The organism is Streptomyces echinatus, assembly GCF_014203595.1.
Lineage (GTDB): Bacteria > Actinomycetota > Actinomycetes > Streptomycetales > Streptomycetaceae > Streptomyces > Streptomyces echinatus.
Genome location: NZ_JACHJK010000019.1, coordinates 85,501 through 108,075, shown reverse-complemented (window position 1 = coordinate 108,075; position 22,575 = coordinate 85,501). Strand labels below are relative to the sequence as shown.

18 protein-coding genes and 7 pseudogenes are annotated in these 22,575 nt (G+C 68.7%); 8 read left to right on the top strand and 17 right to left on the bottom strand.

Annotation, left to right across the window (positions count from 1 at the left end; translation table 11 throughout):
* Nucleotides 1-39: 39 nt before the first annotated feature.
* Nucleotides 40-508: pseudogene (locus FHS34_RS36780) on the top strand (glutaredoxin domain-containing protein).
* A gap of 389 nt (nucleotides 509-897) precedes the next feature.
* Here FHS34_RS36780 and FHS34_RS36775 read toward each other — a convergent pair.
* The 6 genes from FHS34_RS36775 to FHS34_RS36750 form a co-directional block, all read right to left on the bottom strand.
* Complete coding sequence (locus tag FHS34_RS36775; RefSeq protein WP_184973798.1) at nucleotides 898-1,446, bottom strand: DUF4142 domain-containing protein; 549 nt, start codon at nucleotides 1,444-1,446, stop codon at nucleotides 898-900.
* Nucleotides 1,447-1,840: 394 nt separating this feature from the next.
* Nucleotides 1,841-2,911, bottom strand: a complete 1,071-nt coding sequence (locus FHS34_RS36770; RefSeq protein ID WP_184973796.1) for a polyprenyl synthetase family protein — start codon at nucleotides 2,909-2,911, stop codon at nucleotides 1,841-1,843.
* 318 nt (nucleotides 2,912-3,229) lie between these two features.
* Complete coding sequence (locus FHS34_RS36765; protein ID WP_184973794.1) at nucleotides 3,230-3,547, bottom strand: putative quinol monooxygenase; 318 nt, start codon at nucleotides 3,545-3,547, stop codon at nucleotides 3,230-3,232.
* A 303-nt stretch (nucleotides 3,548-3,850) separates the two neighbouring features.
* A complete protein-coding gene (locus tag FHS34_RS36760; protein WP_184973792.1) occupies nucleotides 3,851-4,609 on the bottom strand; it encodes an SDR family oxidoreductase in 759 nt (252 codons plus the stop codon).
* 673 nt (nucleotides 4,610-5,282) lie between these two features.
* On the bottom strand, nucleotides 5,283-6,893 hold the full coding sequence (locus FHS34_RS36755; protein WP_184973790.1) for a GMC family oxidoreductase: 1,611 nt from the start codon (nucleotides 6,891-6,893) through the stop codon (nucleotides 5,283-5,285).
* A gap of 74 nt (nucleotides 6,894-6,967) precedes the next feature.
* On the bottom strand, nucleotides 6,968-8,404 hold the full coding sequence (locus FHS34_RS36750) for an aldehyde dehydrogenase (RefSeq protein ID WP_184973788.1): 1,437 nt from the start codon (nucleotides 8,402-8,404) through the stop codon (nucleotides 6,968-6,970).
* Nucleotides 8,405-8,699: 295 nt separating this feature from the next.
* Between FHS34_RS36750 and FHS34_RS36745 the strand changes: the two genes are divergently transcribed.
* Nucleotides 8,700-9,284, top strand: coding sequence for a TetR/AcrR family transcriptional regulator (locus tag FHS34_RS36745; RefSeq protein ID WP_184973786.1), 585 nt, complete (start codon nucleotides 8,700-8,702; stop codon nucleotides 9,282-9,284).
* A gap of 34 nt (nucleotides 9,285-9,318) precedes the next feature.
* Here FHS34_RS36745 and FHS34_RS36740 read toward each other — a convergent pair.
* The 3 genes and pseudogenes from FHS34_RS36740 to FHS34_RS36730 all read right to left on the bottom strand — a co-directional run.
* Nucleotides 9,319-9,449: pseudogene (locus FHS34_RS36740) on the bottom strand (IS5/IS1182 family transposase); the annotation flags it as partial.
* Between the two features lie 102 nt (nucleotides 9,450-9,551).
* Nucleotides 9,552-10,059 (bottom strand): annotated as a pseudogene (locus FHS34_RS36735) (DUF6584 family protein).
* Between the two features lie 119 nt (nucleotides 10,060-10,178).
* Nucleotides 10,179-11,135, bottom strand: a complete 957-nt coding sequence (locus FHS34_RS36730; protein ID WP_184973784.1) for an ArsR/SmtB family transcription factor — start codon at nucleotides 11,133-11,135, stop codon at nucleotides 10,179-10,181.
* Nucleotides 11,136-11,201: 66 nt separating this feature from the next.
* Between FHS34_RS36730 and FHS34_RS36725 the strand changes: the two genes are divergently transcribed.
* Nucleotides 11,202-12,767, top strand: a complete 1,566-nt coding sequence (locus FHS34_RS36725) for an MFS transporter (protein WP_184973781.1) — start codon at nucleotides 11,202-11,204, stop codon at nucleotides 12,765-12,767.
* 45 nt (nucleotides 12,768-12,812) lie between these two features.
* Here FHS34_RS36725 and FHS34_RS36720 read toward each other — a convergent pair whose 3' ends face one another.
* The 4 genes from FHS34_RS36720 to FHS34_RS36705 all read right to left on the bottom strand — a co-directional run bounded on the left by FHS34_RS36720 (nucleotide 12,813) and on the right by FHS34_RS36705 (nucleotide 15,334).
* Nucleotides 12,813-13,265, bottom strand: coding sequence for a DUF6098 family protein (locus tag FHS34_RS36720; protein WP_184973778.1), 453 nt, complete (start codon nucleotides 13,263-13,265; stop codon nucleotides 12,813-12,815).
* Nucleotides 13,266-13,290: 25 nt separating this feature from the next.
* On the bottom strand, nucleotides 13,291-13,518 hold the full coding sequence (locus FHS34_RS36715; protein ID WP_184973776.1) for a DUF5133 domain-containing protein: 228 nt from the start codon (nucleotides 13,516-13,518) through the stop codon (nucleotides 13,291-13,293).
* Between the two features lie 365 nt (nucleotides 13,519-13,883).
* Nucleotides 13,884-14,693, bottom strand: coding sequence for an SDR family NAD(P)-dependent oxidoreductase (locus FHS34_RS36710; protein ID WP_184973773.1), 810 nt, complete (start codon nucleotides 14,691-14,693; stop codon nucleotides 13,884-13,886).
* 35 nt (nucleotides 14,694-14,728) lie between these two features.
* A complete protein-coding gene (locus FHS34_RS36705; protein WP_184973771.1) occupies nucleotides 14,729-15,334 on the bottom strand; it encodes a flavodoxin family protein in 606 nt (201 codons plus the stop codon).
* A gap of 267 nt (nucleotides 15,335-15,601) precedes the next feature.
* Here FHS34_RS36705 and FHS34_RS36700 point away from each other — a divergent pair, with 267 nt between their 5' ends.
* From FHS34_RS36700 to FHS34_RS43580, 3 genes and pseudogenes are all read left to right on the top strand, one after another.
* A complete protein-coding gene (locus FHS34_RS36700; protein WP_184973768.1) occupies nucleotides 15,602-15,928 on the top strand; it encodes a plasmid stabilization protein in 327 nt (108 codons plus the stop codon).
* 347 nt (nucleotides 15,929-16,275) lie between these two features.
* Nucleotides 16,276-17,492, top strand: a pseudogene (locus tag FHS34_RS36695) (cytochrome P450).
* A 40-nt stretch (nucleotides 17,493-17,532) separates the two neighbouring features.
* Nucleotides 17,533-17,724 (top strand): annotated as a pseudogene (locus tag FHS34_RS43580) (Ku protein); the annotation flags it as partial.
* Between the two features lie 128 nt (nucleotides 17,725-17,852).
* Here FHS34_RS43580 and FHS34_RS42945 read toward each other — a convergent pair.
* Both FHS34_RS42945 and FHS34_RS43900 read right to left on the bottom strand, forming a co-directional pair.
* The gene (locus FHS34_RS42945) at nucleotides 17,853-18,707 is read right to left on the bottom strand and encodes a 5'-methylthioadenosine/S-adenosylhomocysteine nucleosidase family protein (protein ID WP_225817801.1); all 855 of its coding nucleotides are present in this window, start codon (nucleotides 18,705-18,707) and stop codon (nucleotides 17,853-17,855) included.
* A 969-nt stretch (nucleotides 18,708-19,676) separates the two neighbouring features.
* Nucleotides 19,677-19,751 (bottom strand): annotated as a pseudogene (locus tag FHS34_RS43900) (Mobile element protein); the annotation flags it as partial.
* Between FHS34_RS43900 and FHS34_RS43895 the strand changes: the two are divergent.
* Nucleotides 19,750-20,078, top strand: a pseudogene (locus FHS34_RS43895) (IS630 family transposase); the annotation flags it as partial. The pseudogenes FHS34_RS43900 and FHS34_RS43895 overlap by 2 nt on opposite strands.
* A gap of 42 nt (nucleotides 20,079-20,120) precedes the next feature.
* On the opposite strand, the gene FHS34_RS36675 reads toward FHS34_RS43895, so the two are convergent.
* Nucleotides 20,121-20,915: a class I SAM-dependent methyltransferase gene (locus FHS34_RS36675; protein ID WP_184973840.1), complete on the bottom strand. Its 795-nt coding sequence runs from the start codon at nucleotides 20,913-20,915 to the stop codon at nucleotides 20,121-20,123.
* Between the two features lie 729 nt (nucleotides 20,916-21,644).
* Between FHS34_RS36675 and FHS34_RS36670 the strand changes: the two genes are divergently transcribed.
* Entirely contained in the window at nucleotides 21,645-21,851 is a 207-nt protein-coding gene (locus FHS34_RS36670; protein ID WP_184973766.1) for a hypothetical protein, read from the top strand.
* A 593-nt stretch (nucleotides 21,852-22,444) separates the two neighbouring features.
* Here FHS34_RS36670 and FHS34_RS43575 read toward each other — a convergent pair.
* On the bottom strand, nucleotides 22,445-22,567 hold the full coding sequence (locus tag FHS34_RS43575) for a hypothetical protein (RefSeq protein ID WP_263978481.1): 123 nt from the start codon (nucleotides 22,565-22,567) through the stop codon (nucleotides 22,445-22,447).
* Nucleotides 22,568-22,575 lie beyond the last annotated feature (8 nt).

The window sequence follows — 22,575 nt, the reverse complement described above, 5'->3', positions numbered from 1 at the left end:
GGACCACTTGCTGCCAACTCGCCGATAGTCTGCGTGATCGTGATGCGCGCTTGGATCTTGCCGATGCTGTTCGTGCTCTGCGGCTCAGCCGTAGCGGCCGCGCTGGCCTTCAGAGGGAGCCCCGGCGAGGCCGCGGCACTCCTGGTGGCGTTCGTGTTGGCGATCTATCGGCGCGTCGGAGGCGCAACGCCGCAGCGCGGCCGACGGCCGGCCGGTCGTCTACTGGCGGCCGGGCTGCAAGTACTGCCTGCGACTGCGCATCCGACTGGGCCGCGGCGCCCGCCAGTTGCATTGGGTCGACGTCTGGCGTGACCCGGCTGGAGCGGCGGCGGTGAGGGAAGCCAATGGTGGCGATGAGACCGTGCCGACCGTCGTCGTGGCGGGCCGGCCGCACACCAACCCCGACCCCGCGTGGGTGCGCGAACAGCTCCCGCCGTCAGCTGAAGCCGGCCATGGAGGAGTTCCGCCCCGTGGACATCAAGCAGCCGGAATGGGGTCAGCCGCCTGATGCGGGAGTACTTCCAGCCCTAAGGCACGGCGACAAAGACCGCTGACCGGCGTGCCGGAGACCGCGTCGAGGCCCACCACCGTCAGTTCGCGGCCGTGGACGGACTCGATGGCAGGGAGAACCCCTCCAGACCCTGGAGACAGGCCTCGCCGAACCGCTCGTCGATGGTGATGGTGCTGCGGACGGCACCCCGGTTGTCCGTGTGCTGGACGTCCGTCCGGTTGTTCCGGACCGTACCTATCGGTGTGATCTCGGCGTGGTGATGGCGAGGGCGACGGCAATCGCGACGAGGGTGTACGGCACTGATCCTGCCGAACGTGTAGGCGCGGAAAGAGGCGCCGACCGTCCAGGGGGAGGGACCGGCGCCTACAGGGGTCATCCTGACCGGGTCAACGGGCGGGCGGCGGGGTGTGACACTGGCCGCCGTTCACCATGTTCAGGTGAGCCTGGATGACGGGACGGGCCATTTCGGCGTAGGCCTTGACCTGGCTGTTCTGAGCACTCGCTATCTCCTGGTCGATCTTGGCCAGTACCGCCTTGTGGCCCTTGAACATCATGTTCAGCCAGGCCGTGTCGTAGGCCGGTGTGTGTGCCTTGTCCGATACGGGGGCGAACATCGCCTGGTCGGCTTTGGTGGGGCCGCTCGGAAGGTGAACCCCCAAGGACGCCGCGACCGGCTCCAGCTTCTTTTCGAGCTGCGTATGGTTGTCGTGCAGAACGCGGCCGGCCTGCTGGACGCACTCGGTGGTGGCGTTTTTCTGGGCATTGCCTCCCGCCGCGATCTCACTGACGTTGACGTTGCCCAGGAACTCCACGAAGTTCTTGTCGCTGCGGGTGGCCGACGGGGTCGCACTGTCCGCTGACGCGAGTCCAGCGGATACACCCACTACGGACACGGCGGCCAGAGCCACCAAAACCGAACGGTTTCCAAGCTTCATCTCATGCCCCTTCCAAAAGGTATGAACATGGACATGAACATCCCGGTTCACGCCCTGGAGGCCCCAGACTCTCCCGCCGGCCGTGGATGAACGGTCCTCCCGCTGGGGGATCCACTGGGGGAGCGAGCCCCCTACATTCGCCGGACGCACCCACCGGTGCCGCCCTGTCCCGTCGCCCGACGGCGCCATTGATCGAGCGGCCCAGTCGGCTGAACAGTCACGTCGGCTGGACGCCTCCCGTCGGCGAATGAGGGTCAGCGGGTCAGCGGCCACGACGCACACGGGTGGCGCGGCCGATGCCCGGTGGCGGCCGGATGGGAGTGGCCGGTGCGGACCAGTCCACCCTGGCCTACCCCTCCTGCCACGCCTGTCCCGCCCGTCCTGCGCGTGCTGCTCACATGGCTCGTTCAACGCTCCACAGCGGAAGCTGCTCGAAGAAAGTGACCGCTTCCTCCCGCCACCGTGACCGCCAGCCGGCAGCCACAGCGGACGCCTGCTGCGCAAAGCGGTGCATGTCAGCCTGCATGCTGCCCGGCACGCCGCGGCGCTCCCCGATCTCCCGGACGGCGGCAATGGTCTCCGGCGTGCAGGCCGGGTCACCGAGCGCGGATTGCACCACGCGACGTTCGGTGTCGTCGGCCGCCGCCAGCAGAGCACGGACGGTGTAGCTGTGCTTGCCGTCGCGGAGGTCAGTGCCGGTCTGCTTGCCCATGACCACCGCATCCCCGAACAAGTCCAGGTAGTCGTCGCGCATCTGCCCGCAGATCCCCACCAGCCGCGCGTACTCACGCAGCTCTCTCGCCACGAGTGCCGGCTGCTCGCCCGCGGCCAGGAGGCCGAGCTGCAGGGGCGCGAGGATCGAGTAGCGGGCCGACTTGTAGTCGGCGACGCAGTGGAGGATCTCCTCGTCCGGTGCGGCAGCGAAGTCGCGTTCCATGTCGATGATCTGGCCCACGAAGGTGTCGGCCGCCGCCCGGGTCTGCACCTCGACCATAGCCTGGCGCATGGCGACGGGTACTTTCGCCTCTAGGAGCACTTGGAGCGCCAGGGCGAGGGCGAGGTCGCCCGCGAGCACGGTCAGACCGAGGGCGGTCTGCGAGTGGCGGGGAAACCGCTCGCGGTAGGCGTAGTAGGTGGACGGCCCGCCGCGACGGACGGGACTGTCATCGATGAGGTCGTCGTGCACCAGTCCGTGGGTCTGCAGCAGCTCGATGCTCAGCGCGGCGGCGTCGAGTGCCTCGACTCGCTCGTCCGTGACCAGACGTGCCGCCTCATGCAGTACGACGACCCGCATGCGCTTGCCGCCCCGCAAGGACAACTCCCGCAGCAGCCGCAGGCACTCCGGGGTGAACCGGCTGAACGACGGCGCGTCGAGTCCGGCGCTCACGGTGTCGAAGTACTCCTCGAAGAGCGTGTTGAACCGTTCTTCGTATCCGGCGGCTCGCTGAAGGATCTTCTGGGTCATGACGCGTTCTTCCTGCTCGTGGGCTGTCGGATGAGACAGCTGTAGACCTGCGACGGTAGGGGTTTGTGGCCGTCTGGTCCTACACCGGCTTCAAAGTGTTCCGGCGGTGGCCGGCACAGGCCGAGGGGATCCCGATGATGACGGACCCGACTGACGCCGGCGGGCGATACCGGTCCACTGCGACCAGCAGTTGCGGGACAGTGCCTTACTGCCTGAAGGCGTCCGGGGGATGCGGTCGTCTGTGGCCAGGTCCTCGGTCAGGGAGTGGTGCGGGGGATCACCGTGATGGTGGCCAAGTCGTGCCGACCACGAGGCGTACTATGCGGACTGGGAGGGGTACTTGCCGGCGTACGGCTGGAGATGGTCGATCTCCATTCTCTCCGCGTACTTCTCGCTTTGGCTGAGGAAGTGACGGACGTGGGGCTGACGTCCGTGTTCGTCGAACGCGGCGCGGTCGGCGTACAGCTCGAAGAAGAGGCGCTGGTGAGGCGCTCCCTCGACCTCGCTGCAGGCGTACACCAGGGTGCCCGGCTCGTGTTCGAGGACCGCCGCGGCAGCCTCTCGGACCAACTCGTCGAACGCTTCGCCAGCACCGTCACGCAGCGTGAAGCGGACGCAAAGCGCCGTCTGGCTCATACCTGCCTCCTCCTGTCACTTCCAGTCTCACCACACAGTCGGCGGTCCGCGCGTCGACGGCGGATCGGTCCGATTGCGGAGCGCGGAACACGGCTGAGCATGAGGTTCGGCGAACGTGGGGATCTGCTCGTGGTGCGCTGTCACTCTTCGTAGCCATGGTGCCTAGCGGGCCGCCTGTCACTGCTTGCCACTGACATGCGCCCATCGGGGAGCGCCCAGGACCAGCAGCGCAACACGCGCCCGCTGACGCTGCCCGTCCTCGCGACCGCGGCGCCCGGCAAATGACCGCCATCGGCGTGCGGCTCAGCCGACGAACTGCTGGCCTCCGTCGACGTCATAGGTCGCACCTGTCAGTGCGGTGTTGGCCATGATGTGTACAGCGAGCGCCGCCACGTCCTCGGGCACGACCACGCGCCCGATCGGCAGTGTGGCTCGCAGCTCCTCGCGGCGGGCGTCGAGTCCAGCGCCGAGCAGCCGGGCCGACAACGGCGTGTCCACGAAGCCGGCGGCGAGCAGGTTCACCCGGACCGGTGCGAGCTCGAGCGCGAGACTGGCCGTGAACGCGGGCATCGCGGCAGTGACCGCAGGGGCGACACCGAGAGCAGCCCGGATCCGGCGGGCTCCCGTGCCGCCCATCAGCAGCAACGTGCCGCCCGCCCGCACGGCATCGGCGCAGTGGCGCGCGGCCTCGAGCGCGAGCACCATGTGGTCGCTCAACGCCCGGCGCGCCTGCTCGGCGTCCATGTCCAAAAGGCGGCCGTAGGAGGGACCACCCGCAGTTACCAGCACGTGATCGATCGGCCCTGGCAGCTGCTGGAAGAACCGCTCCAGCTGCACCGGGTCATAGGCGTCGAAGGCCGCGGTGCTGAGTGCATCGGCCTCCTGGGCCGCGGTCCGCAGCCGTTCAGGGTCGCGTCCGGTGAGGATCACGCGGGCGCCCTGGTGCCGGGCGAGCCGTGCGGTCGCGAGCCCGATACCCGCGCTCCCGCCGATGACAACTAGGGTCTGCCCGTGCAGGGCCTGATCGCGGGAGTCGACCCCCGCAGGTGGCTCAACAGCCATGATGAAACCTCCTGCTCTGCGGCCTTGCCGATATTTCGCGCCAGAACCGCGATAGGGCCCGGGACACGGCCCACGCCCCGGGGCAGCTGATCCCCAGCAGCGGCATCTGGCGCGGCGACCTCCTCCGGCACGCTGACGTCCACACGCAGCGGAACCAGGTTCTCGTCGCCCACCCTCGCCGGATCCCGGACACCGGCGTAGACCCTCGCTGCTCCTCGCGCGACGAGTGCGCGGGCGCATGCGTAGCCGATGTCGCGATCGGCTCCCGTCACCGGGGCAGTCGATCTCTTGATCTCCATCGTGCTTCCTTCCCGCTGCCGCCTGCCCATCAGCGAAGGACGACCCTGCGCGGGAGGCTCTGCCTCGGACCATGTACTGGCTCGCTCCAGGTCCATGCGCGACTCGCGGAGAGGGGAACTCACCACCCGTAGGCCGGCACTCGATCTCCACCTGATTTCGGGCCATGCCCGACGGCCGGGTCGTCGCGGCACGCAGGTTGCCCACGCAAGAGTCCTCTCCACCACCAGCGTGCATCGAACGTTGCAGCGACGCATGTGAGACGGCTCGTTTCGGAACTGGGCGCTGGGCAGCGAGGCAATGATCGCTTCGAGGCGGCTGAGGACAGGCAGGGCCATGGGGGTGCCGGGCAGGGTGGGCCGCGGCCGCTTGGGCTTCAGCCCAGGTGCGCGCCGATCCGTTCGGCCGCCATTTCTGCGATCATGATGGTGGGTGCGTTGGTGTTCCCGCTGGTGATCGTCGGCATCACCGAGGCATCGACGACACGGAGCCGCTCGACACCGTGGACCTGCAGGTCCGGATTGACGACGGAGTCCTCCCCCGTGCCCATGGCGCAGGTGCCCACCGGGTGATAGGCGGTTGCGCTCCATCTACGGACGTGCTCTTCGAGAGCCGCGTCGTCCAGGGCGTCCAGGTCGTCGGTGGCCGGCAGATAGGGCCGCGTCACGCATGCGGCGAACGGCGACTGGTCGGCGATGTCCATGCTCGCCCTGAGTCCGGCGATCAGCACCGAGATGTCCTCGGGCGCATCGAAGTAGCGCGGATCGATCAGCGGTGGGGCCTGCGGATCGGCTGACGCCAGACGGACGGTGCCGCGCGTCCGCGGGTGCAGGGCTACGGCGTTCATCGTGAACACGGCCCGGTCCGGCATCTCCTCGCCGCTGAGAATGAGCGCCGTGGCTCCGCCCACCAGTTGGACGTCGGGGCGGGTCTCCTCGGACCCGTCGGTCGTGTCGAGGAACGCGCCGACCTCTCCGTAGTTGGAGGCGAAGGGGCCGTCGCCGTGGGTCTGCCATCTGACGAGGTTGTCGGGGGTGAGCAGGTCCCGGACGATGTCAGTGGAATTCCGGGTCTCCCACACGAGGGGAGCCATCAGGTGGTCCTGAAGGTTCCGACCGACGCCCGGCAGGGGAACGCGCACCTCCACGCCCATGCCATGCAGCTCGTCCGGGTCGCCTATGCCGGACAGGAGCAGCAGTTGAGGGGAGTTGATGGCTCCGCCGCAGAGAAGAACCTCCGTGTCGGCGTGGACGGCCCGTTGTTGTCCGTCCCACAGATAGGTGATGCCGACGGCGCGCGATCCGTCGAGGATGATCCTCGTCGCCGTGGCACCGGTGCGTACGGTGAGATTGGGCCGTTCGAGGGCCGGCCGCAGATAGGCGTCGGCCGCGGACCAGCGGCGCCCGTGATGGCAGGTCACCTGGTACAGGCCGGTGCCGAACGGGGACGCTCCCGCGAAGTCATCGTTGTGGTCGAGGCCCGACGCCATGGCGGCTTCCAGCCAGGTCCGGGACAGTTCGTGGCTGTAGACGCGGTCCTCGACGTGCAGGGGGCCGTCCGATCCGTGGTAGGGCCCACCGAGGCGGTCGTTCGACTCGGACCTCACGAAAAAGGGCAGGACGTCGTCGTAGCCCCAGCCCTTCGCGCCGTACTCGTCGCGCCAGCTGTCGTAGTCGTGCCGGCTGCCGCGGATGTAGATCATGACGTTGGTCGACGACGAGCCGCCCAGTACCTTGCCTCGGGGCCAGGAGAAGGTGCGGCCCGATCCGGGCTGCTCGACCGTCCGGTAGCTCCAGTCGACGGTGGATCCGAAGAGCATGCCGAGCGCGGCCGGCGTGTGGATGAGCTCGTCGCTGTCGGGGCCGCCCGCCTCAAGCAGGAGTACGCGGGCACGGTGGTCGCGGCTGAGTCGGTCGGCGAGCACGCAGCCGGCGCTGCCGGCGCCGACGATGACGTAGTCGAATGCTTCTGTTCCGGTGGGGGTCATGACGGCTCCATTGCCCGGCGGGCGGCCGTCCCTTGACTCGTCCGAGCCACGAGGACGGATGCCGGGCTTCCCCGTCAGGGGTGGTAGATCGACTGGAGTTGCTGGTACGCCTGAAGGCCCTCGGGCCCCAGCTCGCGGCCGAGTCCGCTGGACTTCCTGCCTCCGTAGGGGGAGGTGAGCTCGGGCAGGTAGCCGTTGAGCCCGATGGTGCCGGTCTTGATACGGCGGGCCACCCGGGCACCGTGGTCGAGGTCCGTGGTCCAGACGGTGCCCCCTAGGCCGTACTGCGACTCGTTGGCCAGGCGCACGGCCTCGTCCTCCCCGTCGTAGGGCGTGACGGTGAGGACCGGGCCGAAGATCTCCTCCTGCGCGATGGTCGAGGTGTTGTCGACGTCGGCGAACACGGTGGGTTCGACGAACCAGCCCCGGTCGAGGGCGAGTGGCCGCCCTCCTCCCGTGGTGAGCCGGGCACCCTCGCTGAGACCGGTCTTGATGAAACCGAGCACTCGCTCTCGCTGCCGAGGGCTGACCAGCGGGCCGATCTGGGTGGCGGGATCGAGTGCGTCCCCCACGACGGCGTCTCTGGCCATGACGGTGCAGAACTCCACCACTTCGTGATATCTGCCGCGTGGAGCGAGGATCCTGGTGCTCGCGAAGCAGGTCTGACCGTTGTTCAGCAGACTGGCCATGAAGAACTGCTCGGCGGTCGAGGCGAGGTCGGCGTCGTCGAGGACGACGGCGGCGGACTTGCCTCCCAGTTCCAGGGTCACGGGCCTCAGCAACTCGGCGCATGCGGCGGCCACTTGACGTCCCGCTCGGGTGGATCCGGTGAACGCCACCTTGTCCACGCCGGGGTGGGAGACCAGGTACGCGCCGGTGTCCCGCCCGCCCGGGACGATATTGATCACACCGTCGGGGATGCCGGCCTCCTCGACCGCCTCTGCGAGCAGTAGCGAGTCGAGGACCGTCTCCGGCGCCGGTTTGAGGACGAGCGCGCAACCGGCCGCCAGGGCGGGGGCCGTCTTGAAGAAGGCGAGTGTCTGAGGGAAGTTCCAGGGCATGATGGCGGCCACGACGCCCGCGGGTTCCCGGCGGACCAAGGTCGTGCCGCGGGGCAGCCCGGTATGCATCTCCTCCGCTGCCGCGCTTTCGGCCATACCCGCGTAGTAGCGAAGAAGAGCCGATGGCACGGCGCCTTCGAAGAGGCGGGCGACACTGATCGGCATGCCGTTCTGCGCACTGACGGCGTGGGACGTGACCGCCTGCCTGGCATCAAGTGCGTCCGCGAGGCGGATCATGGCGGCCGCACGCTGGCCGGGCGCCCAGGTGGCCCAGCCGTCCGGCGCGTCGAAGGCAGCGCGGGCGGCCGCGACCGCCCGGTCGATGTCCTTCTCGGCGCCGTACGGCACGCTCCCTAGGTAGTCGCCGGTGCTCGCCGACACGGCGTTGATGACGCGATCGCCGGACGCGCGGACCCAGCGCCCGCCGATGAACAGATGGTTGGGATCCATGGTGACATCTCCCGCTGGGGCAGGACCTTGGAACCATCGGCGAACCTGCGGACCGGACACGTCCGCTCCGGTTTTCCCGGGCGACACCGGCCTCCGCAAGGGGTTCTTTCATGATCCGAGGCCTAATAAATGCGACATTACACCTATCTGGGGTAGTGTGTCACCAGATAGGTGAAATGCGTCTGAAGAATCTTGCGCGTCGCCCCAAAGGGCACCTCAGGAGAGGTGGCACATGGCGAGGACATACGGCGGAGCTACGGCCCAGCAGCGCGCGCAACTGAGACGCCGGCGCCTCATGGACAGCGGCCTCGAACTCTTCTCCAGCCACGGGTACGCGCACACCTCCATCAGCGCGGTGCTCCGCCATGCCGGACTGAAGGACAGATACTTCGCGGAGAGCTTCGCCTCCCTCGATGACCTCATGGCGGCGCTCATCAGGGACATCTACGAGGAGCAGATCACCCGCTGTGCAGAGGTGATCAGCACGGGCGAGCCGCTGCGCGACCGGGCCCGGAACATGATCGACGTCGTCGTCGGACTCCCTATGGAAGATCCGCGGAAGGGGCGCGTCAAGCTCGCGGAATCGCTGGGCGCCGGTCCTCTCACGGCACACGAACGGCGACTGGGCATGCGTCGCATGAGCGGCCTCGTCGAATCTCTTCTGCGGGAGAGGGTTGACGACCCCAGGATCGACACCGCAACCATGTCGGTGGCGCTCGTCGGCGCGATCAGCGAGATGCTGCTGAGCTGGTTCAACGGCGTTCTGCACGTCTCACGCACGGAACTGGTGGATCAGGGCCTCCTGCTCTTCGAGGCACTGACCGAGCACGTCTCGGCGGCATCGACGTCGGCGAGTTTCAGGCTCCGGCACGGATCTTGAGGAGCGGTCGCGGCCCGTCACACGGCGTTGGCTGCCTCAGAGGGCGGTGCGGGATGAGCAGGCCGGTGCCCCGGTAGCCGCCGTCCGCGATCACGGTCGTCCCGCCGACCGCGTCCTTCGCACCGGACAGTTTCACGCCTTGCAGTCGTTGCGGTTGCCGGGCAGGGCCGACCGGCGGCGACTTGCGGGACCGCTTGCCGGGTCACGGCAGTTCTGGGCAGTCCCACCGAACGTCGAGGGCGTTCCCGCAGGTCCAGGCGACCTGAGTCAGTCGAAGAGGGCAACGAGTCCGTTTACCCGGATCGCGAGGAACACAAGGACCGCCACCCAGGCATCCGGCACCGGCCAGGAAGCCGGCGAAGGCGCTTTCCCTGCTGTCTGCCTCCTCGTCAGATGGCCCCGTGTCCCAGTCGACGGGGCGTCCCATGGCATCGGAGCAGGCAACTCTTACTGCTGCCAGTTACTCTCTGGCGAAGGTTGTTCCGGCAAGCGACTCCGGGCCCCGCCAGGCAAGTGCCCGCATGCGCTGCGGAGCTGTGCGGTATGTCGCCTCGAAGGCGGCGGCCTCAGCCGTGTCCCGGTCCCGTTCGAGGTACATCCAGCGGCCCGCTTCTGCGGGCTCTCCGTACAGGCGGTACACCTCGGCCAGGCGTCGGCGAAGCATCAGGTCGTTCGGAAAGGACGACACCAGCCCGCGCAGGCGCTGGCGCGCGACGGGGACCCGGCCGGCGGTCAGGTCTGCATCGACTCGGGCAAGGGTGTCTGTCAGGGGCATGAGTGCATGATCGGGTACCGCAGTGACCACCGTCGACCTGGTTTTGTCGCTCAGCACTCGCTCGCCCGCAACGGCGGGAGTTAGGCCTCGCACTCGTCGCCGCCGGTTCCGCTCTCGCGTCAGTGTGGGGATGCCTCGGCCATGAGCGCCTCGGCCGTTTCGGTCCGGGCATACAGAATGCTGCGGCCGATCCGGGTGGGGCGCACCAGGCCCGCGTCCCGGAGCGCGGTGAGGTGCTGTGACGCGCCGCCGACCGTGAGCCGCGTGAGCGCGGCGAGTTGGGTGGTGGTCGCGGGTTCGTGGAGAAGGGCGAGCAGGCGCGCCTTGGGTCTGCCGATCACTCGGGCGAGTGCGTGCGGGGGAGTGGCGGGGCGTGACTCCCAGATGGTGGCGGTGCCGCGGGCCGGGTAGCGCAGGAGCGGCTGCCAGGGAGGTGTGGTGAGCAGTGACACTCGGGGCCAGGCGAAGGCGGACGGCGCGAGGACCAGGCCCCGCCCGTCCAACTCGACGGTACCGGTGCGGTTGCTGCGCAGCCTGACTCCGAGTCTGCCGTCCTCCCAGCGGAGGTTGGGGTCCAAGTCGGAGAAGAGCTGGCGGCTGCCGCCGGTGGACAGCAGATGTGCCCGGTGCCTTACATCGGCTTCGAGTACCGCGCGGATGCGCGGCCAGTACGGTGCCACCGCCAGCTCCCAGTAGGCCTCGATGGTGGTCGCCACCCGTTCCATCGCTGCGGCGGGTTCCGCGTACCGGGGCAGCCCCAGGACATCGAGGTCGGCCTGGACTTCTTCCACCGGGTGCGTACGCATCGCCGCGAGTTCGAGCCGGATGTCCGGGGCCGCGATCACCGGAGCAGGCGCGACGAACGCGGCCACCCTCGGCGTGACGAGTTCGGTGACCGGCCGCAGGTCCAGGCGCGCTCGTGCCAATCGAGGGCGTACGGCCGCGAGCCACGGGCCGTGCAGTGGGTGAGCCTCCGGCTGCGTCAGGACACGCAGGCTCGCGATCGCCTCCCACAGCGGCGAGATCGCCAAGCGGGTCAGCGCGAGGTCCTCGGTGGTGAACTTGAGCTCAAGCATCCACTGAGTTTAGGTATTTCTGAACCCATGGCGGGCCGTGCGGAACGTCCGCCAGCCTCTGGCGCCATGACTCGCGCACTCGTCACACCCACACCCACACCCGCCGCCGTGGACCGGCGGCACCGCAGCGTGCTCGCCGACCGTGACTTCCGGCTTCTGTACACCGCAGACGCGGCCGGCAGGCTCGGCGCACAGGTCAGCTTCCTGGCGCTCCCCGTCCTCGCGCAGACCGTGCTCCACGCAGGGCCGGGGCAAGTCGGCGTGCTGTCCGCGCTCGGCACCGTGGCCTTCCTGCTCATCGGCCTGCCCGCGGGGGCATGGGTGGACCGCATGCCCAAACGGACCGTGCTCGTCGCGGCCAACCTGAGCAGGGTCGTACTGACCGGCTCGATCCCCGTGGCCTGGGCCTGCGGAGCGCTCGCTCTTCCCCAGATGTACGTGGTCGTGTTCCTCACCGGGGTGGCGACAGTCTTCTTCGATGTCGCACATCTGGCGTACGTCCCCCACCTCGTCGGCGGGGACCGGCTCGTAGCCGCCAACTCCACCCTCTCCGGGCTGAATCAGGCCGCGGACGTCTCCGGACGCGGCATCGGCGGCCTGGTGGTGCAGTTCGTCGGACCGGCGGCAGCGATCGTCGCCGACGCGCTCGGCTTTCTCTGGTCGGCGTCGTCCATCGCGCGGATCCGGGCCGCCGAGCCGAGCCCGCAACGTACGGCCACGGCCAGACCCCGGCTCTGGCGGGAGACGGCCGCCGGGCTGCGCTTCGTGCTCGGTCATCCGATGCTGCGAGCACTGGCTGCCAAGGGGGCCGTGACCAACCTCGCGATCCAGCTGTGCCAGGTGTCGTTCGTGGTGCTGTTCACCGAGAAACTGCACCTGTCGGCCGGGATGTTGGGGCTGGTGCTGTCGACCGGTGGCATCGGCGGATTGCTCGGCGCGATCGTCGCGCCCGCCGTCGGCCGGCGCCTCGGGCACGGCCGGGCCTTGTGGATCGTCGGCGCGGTAACGGGCCCCTTCGCCCTGCTCACCGGTTTCATGGCCCCAGGCCCCCTGCTGTGGGTGGGCGCGGCCGGCTGGATGATCACCATCGTCCAGACCGGCCTGGCCAACGTCCTCGCGGTCAGCACCCGCCAAACGGTGACCCCTGCGGCGATGCTGGGCCGGATGAACGCCACCTTTCGGTTCCTGCTCACCGGGGCTCTGTCGGTCGGCGCCTTGTTGGCCGGGCTGATCGGCACGTGCGTCGGGATCCGGGCCGCGATCTTTACCGGCGCCGTCCTGATCGGCATCAGCTGGCTCGTCGTGTTCTGCTCACCGCTGCGGAACGTACGTCACCTACACGAACTCGGTGAGCGCGCCATCCCCGTCGGCCGGACCCCTTGCGGCAGAAGCACATGCCACCATCTTCGTGCGTGTCGTCGCCACTGGCACCGCTCAGGTCGCACCGGCCCAGCCGTCGTCGCCGAGCTCATTGCGGTCGGCTACTCCGTCGCGGGACTCGGGCGCTCGGACACGGACGGACCGCGCCGACATCCTGAGCTGGTCCCGCGGCCCCCTGCGCCGCTGGCTTCTCGGCCCCTCACAGGGCGAGTTGCCCCACTGCCCCGCGAAAGCCCCGAAGGCCTCGGCTGAACGAACAGCAGGCCAGACGCGTCGGGCGGGCGGATGGTGTGCCCCTCATCCCGCCAGGCCGCGGTCGAGGGGCCCCCACCTGCCGGGCTGGGCGGTCACGATGCGTGATGCCTCGGTGATGACGCAGTCGGCTATCCAGCCGATGGGTTCGATGTCCCGTACCAGAGGCTCGTTGTCCGGTCCGCGGGCTGCCTCGCGGCCGTGCAGAATCCACGGCCGCGTCCGTTCATCCTTGACCCGGGGCAGGTGGCAGTAGTCGTACAGCCGGCGGGCCACCCAGATGTCCGCCGGCCGCTCGCCCCACCAGTCCTCGAGGTCCAGGGAACTCGCTGACAGTCCTGGCAGCCTCACACCGGTCAGGTCGTCGGTGCTGCTGACGGCCGTCAGGTCGCGCTCGGGGCCGTGGGACCAGCGTGCGTAGAGGTGGCGGCGGCGGGTGACGAGCCTGGTCAGCTCACTGAGACTGGTGAAAGTCGGCAGACGGGCGACAGTACTCATGGCGGCGCTGCGTGATAGGGCGAGGTCAGGCGGTGAGCACGGAGTCGTCCTCGGGACGAGCGCCGGGCAGTTGGTAGCGGGCGGCGACGAGGGCGGTGTCTACATCGCGGGTGCCGGTCGACACGCACAAGGTGTAGGCGACGTCGTTCATCCGCTGCCGCACGGCCTCGGTGCCTTCCTCCGCGTGGAGTGCGCGCAGCGTCTCGTACTGTGCGATCAGATTCCTCAGTACAGCCGGGTGTGCCATGAGCATCGGGAGCCCCCTCAGCGCCGCTATTTGCGTAGTACACCGACCGTGTGCCCAAGGCCCGCATCATCAATCTCTTCTCCCGCTCACCACGATCAGCGGCGCGCTGGCGGGGAGGCCGGAGGGGCAGATGGAGGTTCACCGGGGCGGGGTGCGGGGAGGTCCACGGGCTCCTGGGGAGATGTCGCTTTTCCAGGAGCGGGGCGAAGATCTCGTACAGGCGCAGGTGGGATCGAGTCGACCAGTCGATCCGTACGTCGGCCTTGCCGCGCCACGACAGTGCCCTCGCGGTTTCTCCGCGCGTTCTGCGTGACGCTGGTTCGGCGCCCCGTACAGGCTCGGCCTGCGGTGACTGTCGGATTCGTGGTTTGTCAGTCGGTGTTGTCGTCCTCCGCCGATCCGGGTTCGGCCATCTTGCGGTGGGCCTCGGCCTTGGCCTTGTCGGGCAGGATCTTGTTCGCCATTTCCTGAGCCTTGGTCTTGGCGGAGCCTGCGACGACCTTTTCCTTGCCGGCGAGGAGCGCGTCGAGGCCTTGCCGGGCGACCTGCGCGGGGTCGTCCTTGTCCTGCTGGCCGACCTTGGTGTCGTCCATGTCCGCGCGGTGGAAGAAGTCGGTCTCGGTCGGGCCGGGCATCAGCGAGGTCAGGGTGACGCCGCTGTCCTTGAGCTCGTTCTGCAGCGCTTGCACGAAGGATTGCAGGAACGACTTGGACGCGTTGTAGACGGCCTGGAAGGAGCCGGGCATGGTCGATGCGATGGACGAGGTCACCAGGATGCGGCCCTCGTCGCGAGCGGCCATGTCGCGGACGACGCGTTTGGCCAGGTGCACGGTCGACCTGACGTTCAGGTCGATGACCTCCAGGTCGTCCGCCAGATCGATATCGACGAACGCGCCGCCCCTGCCGACGCCGGCGTTCAGCACCGCGACGTCCAGCGGCCGCCCGATGGCCTCGATGGTGTCGACGAGGTGCTCGGTCTGGTCGTACTCACGCAGGTCGGCCTGGATCACGTCCACCTGCGCGCCGGCCGCCCTGATCTGGGCGGCCGCGTGCAGGAGGCGAGTGTCGTCCTCGGCGTTGATGACGAGGTCGTAGCCGCGCTCGGCCAGCTGTCGGGCCAGTTCAAGTCCGATGCCGCTGGAAGCGCCGGTGACGAGGGCGAGAGGCTTGGCATCGTTCATGGCACGTTCTCTTCCGTCTCTTCCGTGTGATCGATTCAGGACGGCGGGGCGGGCAGAGGGTTCTCGGCCAGTGCGCGTGCGGCGTGGACGAGGTTGGAGGTCATGGCCCGGCCGGTGGACGCCGCCCAGTCGTGACCGCGGTCGTCGTCAAGGTAGTCGGGGCCGGCTCCGGGACCGAGATGCCAGTACGTCCACGCCTGGCCGGGGATGGTGAACCCGATGTCCCCGAGGGCGCCGCTGATCTCGCTGATCACGTGGTGGGCGCCGTCCTCGTTGCCCGTGACCAGCACACCGGCCACCCGGTTGTAGGCGACCGGCCGCTGCTGGTCGTCGGTCTCGCTGAGCATCGCGTCCAGACGCTCGAGCACACGCTGGGCGATCGACGACGGACGGCCGAGCCACGTGGGCGAGGCGATGATCAGGATTTCCGACGACAGCACCTTCTCGTGCACGGCGGGCCACTCGTCACCCTCGCCCATGTCCGTCTCCACGCCGGGCCTGATGTGCAGATCCACGGCGCGCACGATGTCCACCTCCACGCTGTGGCTCTTGAGGGCGCTGATGACGGTGTCGGCGAGAGCCTCCGTGTTGGAGGGCTGCGGGGACGGCTTCAGGGTGCAGTTGATGACGAGAGCGCGCATGAGCACCGGGGTTCCCCTCCCCGCGTGCTTTGAACAGTGCATCGGGCGCATGCCGTCCAGACGGCGGTGGACGCGTCCACAGTGCCCGGGCGGCGCACTGTGCGCATGTCCAGCCTGCTCGTCCGTTCGGCCGCCGTCTGCTCGCGCACCCCGTAGTGGACCGCGTGAGATGGGATCGATCCGGTCGCGAGTGAGAAGCCTCAGCCGAGGGGTACGCGAAGGTCATCTCGAAGCGGGTGCGGACGCACCGGTCTGGAGGAGGGCGTCATGCCACAGGGTTCGAACGCGAAACGTGAGCGTCAGTACGAGCACATCAAGGACGGTGCCGAGAAGCGCGGCAGCTCGAAGGGGCGCGCCAAGGAGATCGCGGCCCGCACGGTGAACAAGGAACGCGCCCGTGCCGGAGAGTCGAAGACGGCGAGCAAGACCTCGACGCAGGACAAGAAGTCCGCCTCCCGGCGGGGCGGCGAGCGTTCCCACAGCGGTGCCCAGGGGCCGACGAAGGACCAGCTGTACGCAGAGGCCAAGAAGCGCGGTATCGACGGTCGTTCGTCGATGAACAAGAAGGAACTGGCCCAGGCACTCGGCCGCTGACCCCGATCCTGCAAGAGGCGCTGACCCCAATCCTGTAAAGAGGCGCTGACCCCAATCCTGCAAGAGAAACGAGACATCCGCCGCCACCCGGTCGGGGAGTGGCAGTACTGCGGGGAGAGCGATCAATCGCCCGGCCCCCACCAGCCCGCCGACCACGACGAGGGCCCCAGGATCTGCGTCGGTGAATTGTTCCACGCGGTGGAGGGAGCCGAGAGGGTGTGGTGGACGACGGAGAACGCCGGGCCGGGACGGCGATGCGGCGGATGCGCTGACCCCGGACCAGGACGAGCAGGAAGACACCTCAAGGCGCCGGCCCTGACCTCGCCTGACCGTGAACGGAGACTCACGTGATCGACAGCACCCTGGCCTTGATGACGACCGGATACGCATGGTTGCCCGACCGTCGCCGCCGTAGCGGCGGGAAACCGGTGCGCACCCGTCTCATGGGCAAGGAGACCGTGGCTATTCACGGTCCGGAAGCGGTGCGCTTCTTCTACGACGAGGGCCACATTCACCGCCACGGGGCGCTGCCCGCGCCTGTCCTTGACACCTTGTTCGGGCGTGGGGCCGTGCACACGCTCGACGGCCCCGACCACCGGGTGCGCAAGGGCCTGTTCATGGCTCTGCTCAAGGACCGCGGCGGCCTCCACTCCCTGGCAGGGCACCTCAATACTCAGTGGGAGCGTGCCTGTGACCGATGGGCGCACCGCGACCAGGTCGTCCTCTTCGAGGAGTCGAGCCTTCTCCTCACCCGTGCGATCTATGACTGGTCCGGGATCCCGCTCACCGACGGCGCTGCCCAGGAGACCGCCCGCGACCTCGTCGCCATGGTCGACGGCTTCGCCTCGGCCGGACCCCGCCAGGCACGGGCCCGCCGTGCCCGCAGCCGTCAGGAGGCCCGGATCGCCGAGCTCGTCGTGGCAATCCGCAGCGGAACGCAATCGGCTCCCGACGGTTCGGTTCTACAGACGGTGGCGGACCACCGCGGCGCCGACGGCTGCCCCCTTGATCCGCATACAGCAGCGGTCGAGGTCTTGAACGTGATCCGGCCGACCGTCGCGGTCACCTGGTTCCTGACCTTCGCCGCTCACGCCCTGCACCGGTGGCCCGAGCACCGCAAGCTGCTCGCCGACGGTGACGCCCCCTTTGCCCGCGCCTTCGCCCATGAGATCCGCCGGTTCTATCCCTTCGCGCCGTTTGTCGGCGGTCTCGCCGCGACCGACCTGCATTGGGACGGTCAGGACATTCCCGCGGGCAGCATGGTTCTCCTCGACCTCTACGGACAGAACCACGACCCGCATCTGTGGCCGGAGCCGTCACCTTCGACCCCAGCCGCTTTCTGGGCCGCGAGCCCGACCGTGACACCCTCGTGCCGCAGGGAGGGGGCGATCCCGCGGTCCACCACCGCTGCCCCGGCGAGGACGTCACCCTGACAGTCCTCGAAACCCTTGCCCCCCGCCTGGCCGCGCTGCGCTACGACGTCCCCGCCCAGGACCTCAGCATCCCCCTGAAGCGCATCCCCACAGCGCCGCGCAGCGGGTTCGTCATGACCTGCGTGCGGTAGAGCCCAGCCGGTACGGCGCTGGAGACCGGCCGAATGCGGTGTGGTCTTAGCGGTTCTGACCTTCCAGCCCGCCGGGCAGGTCGCCGCGAAGCCGTACAAGCTGCTGGTCCAGGCTCTGTCACGGTCGTCGAAGGTGGCCGTGGCGAAGTACGCCTGGTCGGGCCGCGAGCGCCTCGGTGTGCTGCGCGTCCGCGACGACGTCCTGGTCCTGCACGCCATGCGCTGGCCTGATGAGATCCGCGACCCTGCGGAGCTGCTGCCGCCGCCGACCGAGGTGTCCGAGGCCGAGATCGAGGGGGCGCTGGCCCTGATGGACACCATGACCGTCGGCCAGCTTGTGGGGGAGGAGTTCCGCGACCGCTACACCGAGGCCATCGCGCAGATCATCGAGGCCAAGCGCGGGGAGAGGCCTCTGCCGGAGGTGCCTGAGCCGGAGCAGCCGGCCCCGGTGCTTGACCTCATGGCCGCACTGCAGGAGTCGGTGTCGAAGGCCAAGGCGTCCCGGAGCGAGGACGCCGGACCTGCTGAGGTGCACGAGTTGCCGAAGCCGAAAAGAAAGGCGGCCGCCAAGAGTCGGCGAGTTCGGCCCCGGTCGGGGGTCGGCCGGAGAGCATCCAGCAGTGCCACCACTTCCGCACTATGGCCGCTGAACGCGGAAGGCTCGGCGGGCAGTGACGATGTGGCGACAGGTACCGGGCCAGGGGAGCGGTAGCTCACGTCCTTGCCGGTGACGCCCTTCCTGGATTTGATTTCTGCAAGGACGGCCACAGCGGCCGCTGCCGCGTTCGCCGCGGCTCGCTGCTGGGAGCCGGAGGCGTCGGCTGTGTGCTTCTGGCCATCGGCTTTGTCGCTGATACCGCGGATGGTGAGCGTGTGCAGGGAGCCGGTCAGATGGGCGGCCTGCGCGACTCCGGCGCTCTCCATCTCTATGGCGACGGCGTCGTTGTAATGGTGCTTGAGCTGCTCAGACAGCGTCGAGGAACGAGAGTTGAGGACCACTTCACCAGCGGTCACCGGTTTGAAGTGCACCCGCCCCGACAGCTCGGGGCCGAACCGGGCACGCTGGGCGGCCTGTACCAGGGGATGCGAGGCGTCCCAGGCGCGAGGGCGGGCGTGGAAGCCGTCGTCGGTTACCTTGCCTCCGAGGTAGCCGTACACGCGGGTGGCAATCACGACATCCCCGAGTTCGATGTCGTCCCTCAGTCCGCACCACACCCACGAAGAGCAGGTAGTCGGGAGTGAGCCAGTTGTAGGCCCGCTCGGTAATCACGGCCGCCGCCGCGTTGCCCTCACCGGTCTGCGCCAGTGCGGCGGACCAGTCGGTGCCCGCCAGACGTCCGCGGTCGAAGCGAGTGCCAAGGGGGTGGGATACCACGTGACAGCGGGTTGGTTGAGGTCGTTGACGTGACAGACAGCGAAGGCGGCCCCACCGTCGGGATATTGACGGCGCTTCCGGTGGAATATGAGGCCGTGTGCGCCCATCTCACCGAGATCCCCCCAGCCGGGTCTTGAACTCAACGGTAGAGAAAGATCCGACGCAGAGGTACGGGTGGAAGCCATTTACGGCAGTCCGTAGGGACCCGAGCCCTTCGCATGGGCGGTGATCGACCTGCCGGAGCCAAGCACATCCCGGAGGGCACCGATCCGCGACACCGCGCCCAAGAGAGCATGAGCGCCCACGGTGCCAACTCACGCTCGACACCTTGGCAGACGCCGCAGCGCTGCGCTCTCATCCCAGCCTCAGACACCGATGTCGGCCGTGGTCTCTTGACCGCGCCAGCACGGGAACGCTGAGTCAGGAGCACCCAGGCCCGCCGTTGATTGTGGCCGCGGTCGGCGCACGTTACGTCCTCCAGGCGGCGGCGCTCCGGTGAAAGTCCTCCTTGTAGCAGCGGCGTTGAGTCAGATCAGATTCGGTCAGTTCCGGGTGCACTGGTGGTTCTTCTGGGGTGGCCCACAGTTGGATCAGGTGGCGCTCACCGCGGCCGCCGACGCCGAATTCGGGGGTGGCAGTACGGCAGTACAGGCGCATCCGCATCCAGGCCGGCAGCTGCCCGGTGGGCAGTGTGAGCGGGCCGTCGTCGGGTTCGGCTTCCGGTTGGCGTTCTTCTTAGCGTTGTTGATCATCCAGTGCAGGGGCTTACCGCCGTTCGGGTCACCGCAGTGGCCGCCTCGGGCCCGGCGGCCGAACTCATCCATGCAGAAGACAACTTCTGGCTCGCCCTCCTCGGGTATGACTTCGCCGTCGGCGATCGCGTACCTGCGCAGCCTCCACCCGCCCGAGGTCCGGATAGCGATCGTGCTCGACAACAACTTCTCCCCGCACCTGACCACGAAGAAGGACACCCGGGTCGGCGACTGGGCCGCGGCGAACGACGTCGAGCTCGCCTACACGCCGACCAACAGCTCCTGGCTGAACCGCATCGAGGCCCAGTTCACCGCCTTGCGCCACTTCGCTCTGGACGGCACCGACCACGCCAGCCACAAGGAACAGGGCAACATGACCGCCGCTACATCATCTGGCGGAACAAGCACGCCGCGGACGAACGACTTCGTAAAGTCGTCGACAGGGCCAACGTTGCCTGATGGGCATCAGACCTCCGCGGGACGCACCCCGTCGAGATCGACTCACACCCATCCTTGACAAGGGCGCGGGCTGCGGTTCAGGCCAGCGCGGAAGACATAGGCCGTCATCGGGGCGGTGACCGGCCCCGGGCCCAGCCGGGCCGTCATCTCCTCGATGACGGTGGCGCGGACGGCCGGTCCGTCGCCGCGCTCCTCAACGGCCGCGCGCACCGGTGTTCCGGTGAGGTACCCGGCGGCAAGGTCGGCGGTCGACGCGGCCCGGCCCTGAAGCGTCAGCTCCTGCTCGCCCTCAACGGCGAACCCGGCCCCCTCCAGATCAGTGGCCACGACAGCGGGGTCGGCGTAGCCGTGCGGAACCGTCCGGAAGAACTGCGGCGGGTCGACCGGAAAGGCCCGCTCCAGCCCGGCCTGGAGCGCGACTTCGAAGGCGTGCGCCTCAAGCGGGCCCCAGGTGTTGAACAGGAACCGGCCGCCCGGAGCGAGGACCCGGCGGACCTCGGTGAAGGCCCCGATCCGGTCGGGAAAGAACATCACGCCGAACTGGCAGGCCACCAGGTCGAAGCCTTCGTCCGGGAACGGCAGCCGCTGCGCGTCGGCCTGCCGCCATACTGCACCCGGGGACCGGGCCGACCCGAAAGCGACCATGGCATCGTTCAGGTCGGTGGCCGTCACCTCGGCCGACGGTACCGCCGCGAGCAGGGCAGACGTTAAGACTCCAGTACCTGCAGCCAGTTCGAGGATTCGCCAAGGGCGGAGTGCCGCCGCTCGGGCAGCCAGGTCCCCGGCGAAAGGCCGAAAGACAGCCGGTACGAGGTACTGCTCATAGGCCGCCGGCATGGACTCGGACCACCGCCGGTCGGCATTGATTCCAGTCACCCTCACGACGGTAGCGTCGCGTTAGGAAACCTCTTCCCCGCCGCGCCGCCGCGCCCTGGAGCTTGCCCCGCCTGACAACGCGGCAGGGCAAACGTTCTCTGACGCGGCACTAGGTGCTCCCCGCGTCCGCGGGGCTGGTCCCGTTAGCCGCGCGGGGCGTCGGCGGGGGTGGCGAGCCGGGCGCGGTCGGCCGCCGTGACATCCACGGCCCAGCCATGGATGAGCTGGGAGCGCGACACTTCGCGGAGACCCGGCGCCGTACCGGTGGCCGGCGCGGGCCGGTGGGGGCGTGCTCACCGGGCGAGGTGGCGGATCACCGTCCCGGCCCTGACCGAGGCGTCGCGTCCCACGCGTACGATCCCGCGGGGGCCGCGGACGCGTGAGTGAAACCAAGAGGGGCGCTCGCGCTGGGGGCTCGAGGTGCCAGTCAGCGGATAGGCCACTACTCTCTAAAAAGGATGAGGTCGCGGTTCAGGACACGTCCCGCAGCAGGCTCCCACGTCGGTGGGGGTGGGCCTGCTGGTGGGCGACTGCAGCCCTCGCTTTCACGAAGCGACCTCGACGACAGCGCTGCATCCCTCTCCGAGCGGCGCCAATCAGCCTTCGCCGGACCTCGCGCTTCGGCGTCAGGCTACGGCCATCCCTTTCGTGGCGGGGACAGCGCGAAAACGAGGAAGAAAGAGCAAGGCTATGCGAGCACATCGCGCCAAGCGCGCCTTCGTCTGCGCCGCGGCCGGCTTCCTGCTGGTTGGCGGCACCGCTATTGGGGTGGCGGGCACGGCCACAGCAGCCGCCCCCACCACGACGACCGCCTCGGTTCCCGAGGGCTGCTGGTGGCACAGTGGCTGGTACGACACATACCACCACTGGCACCAGGGCTATTGGGTTTGCCGCTGAACGGCAACGACCACAGGAACAACCGTTGACCTGCCCGTCGTCCGGGCGGTTTCGGCAGGCTGGTGCCGGTGAGGCAGCCGTCGAGGACGTCGTGGCGGTACTGGAGCTGGCGTAGGCCGCGTCGGACGGTGGTGATCAGGTCGCCGGGGTCGGCGAAGGCCTGTCGCTGGCTGGATCTGCCGGTAGATCTCGCGGGCGACCTAGCGTTTGAGGGGACTCGCGACCACCGTGTGGACCGTGGGCGAGGTGCTGTTCTTCAGCTGCATCGTGAGCGTAGTCGAACGCTCGTAGCGCCGGGCGGCGGCCGGGCCCTCCTCAGTCCCCGGTGACGGTGACGCCGTCGCACACGGCCCGGACCCGGCCGACAAGCCGGAGGTGCCGGAGCCGGCTTGGGCAACCGACGAAAATGCCGGTCACGAAGTGTGCGGCTCCGCACCGGGAATGGAGCGGGGCCGGAGGGGGTGATCCCGTCCGGCCCCGCTGTCACTGCGTCGGGGGTGCCGACGTGGTGCGGGCATGGTGCAAACGTGGCGCCGTACCGCGGAATGCCTGTCCGGTGAACGCACGGATTCACCGGTGGTGCCATGTGAGACCTATTTGCGTTTGGTGCGCCCTATCAGGGCTGCGACCGCGAGGACGGCAATGATGACGATCACCAGAACTGTGATCGGCGTTCCGGACGGCCATCCCTTGTAGGCCAGGGTTACGTGGTTCATTTCACCTC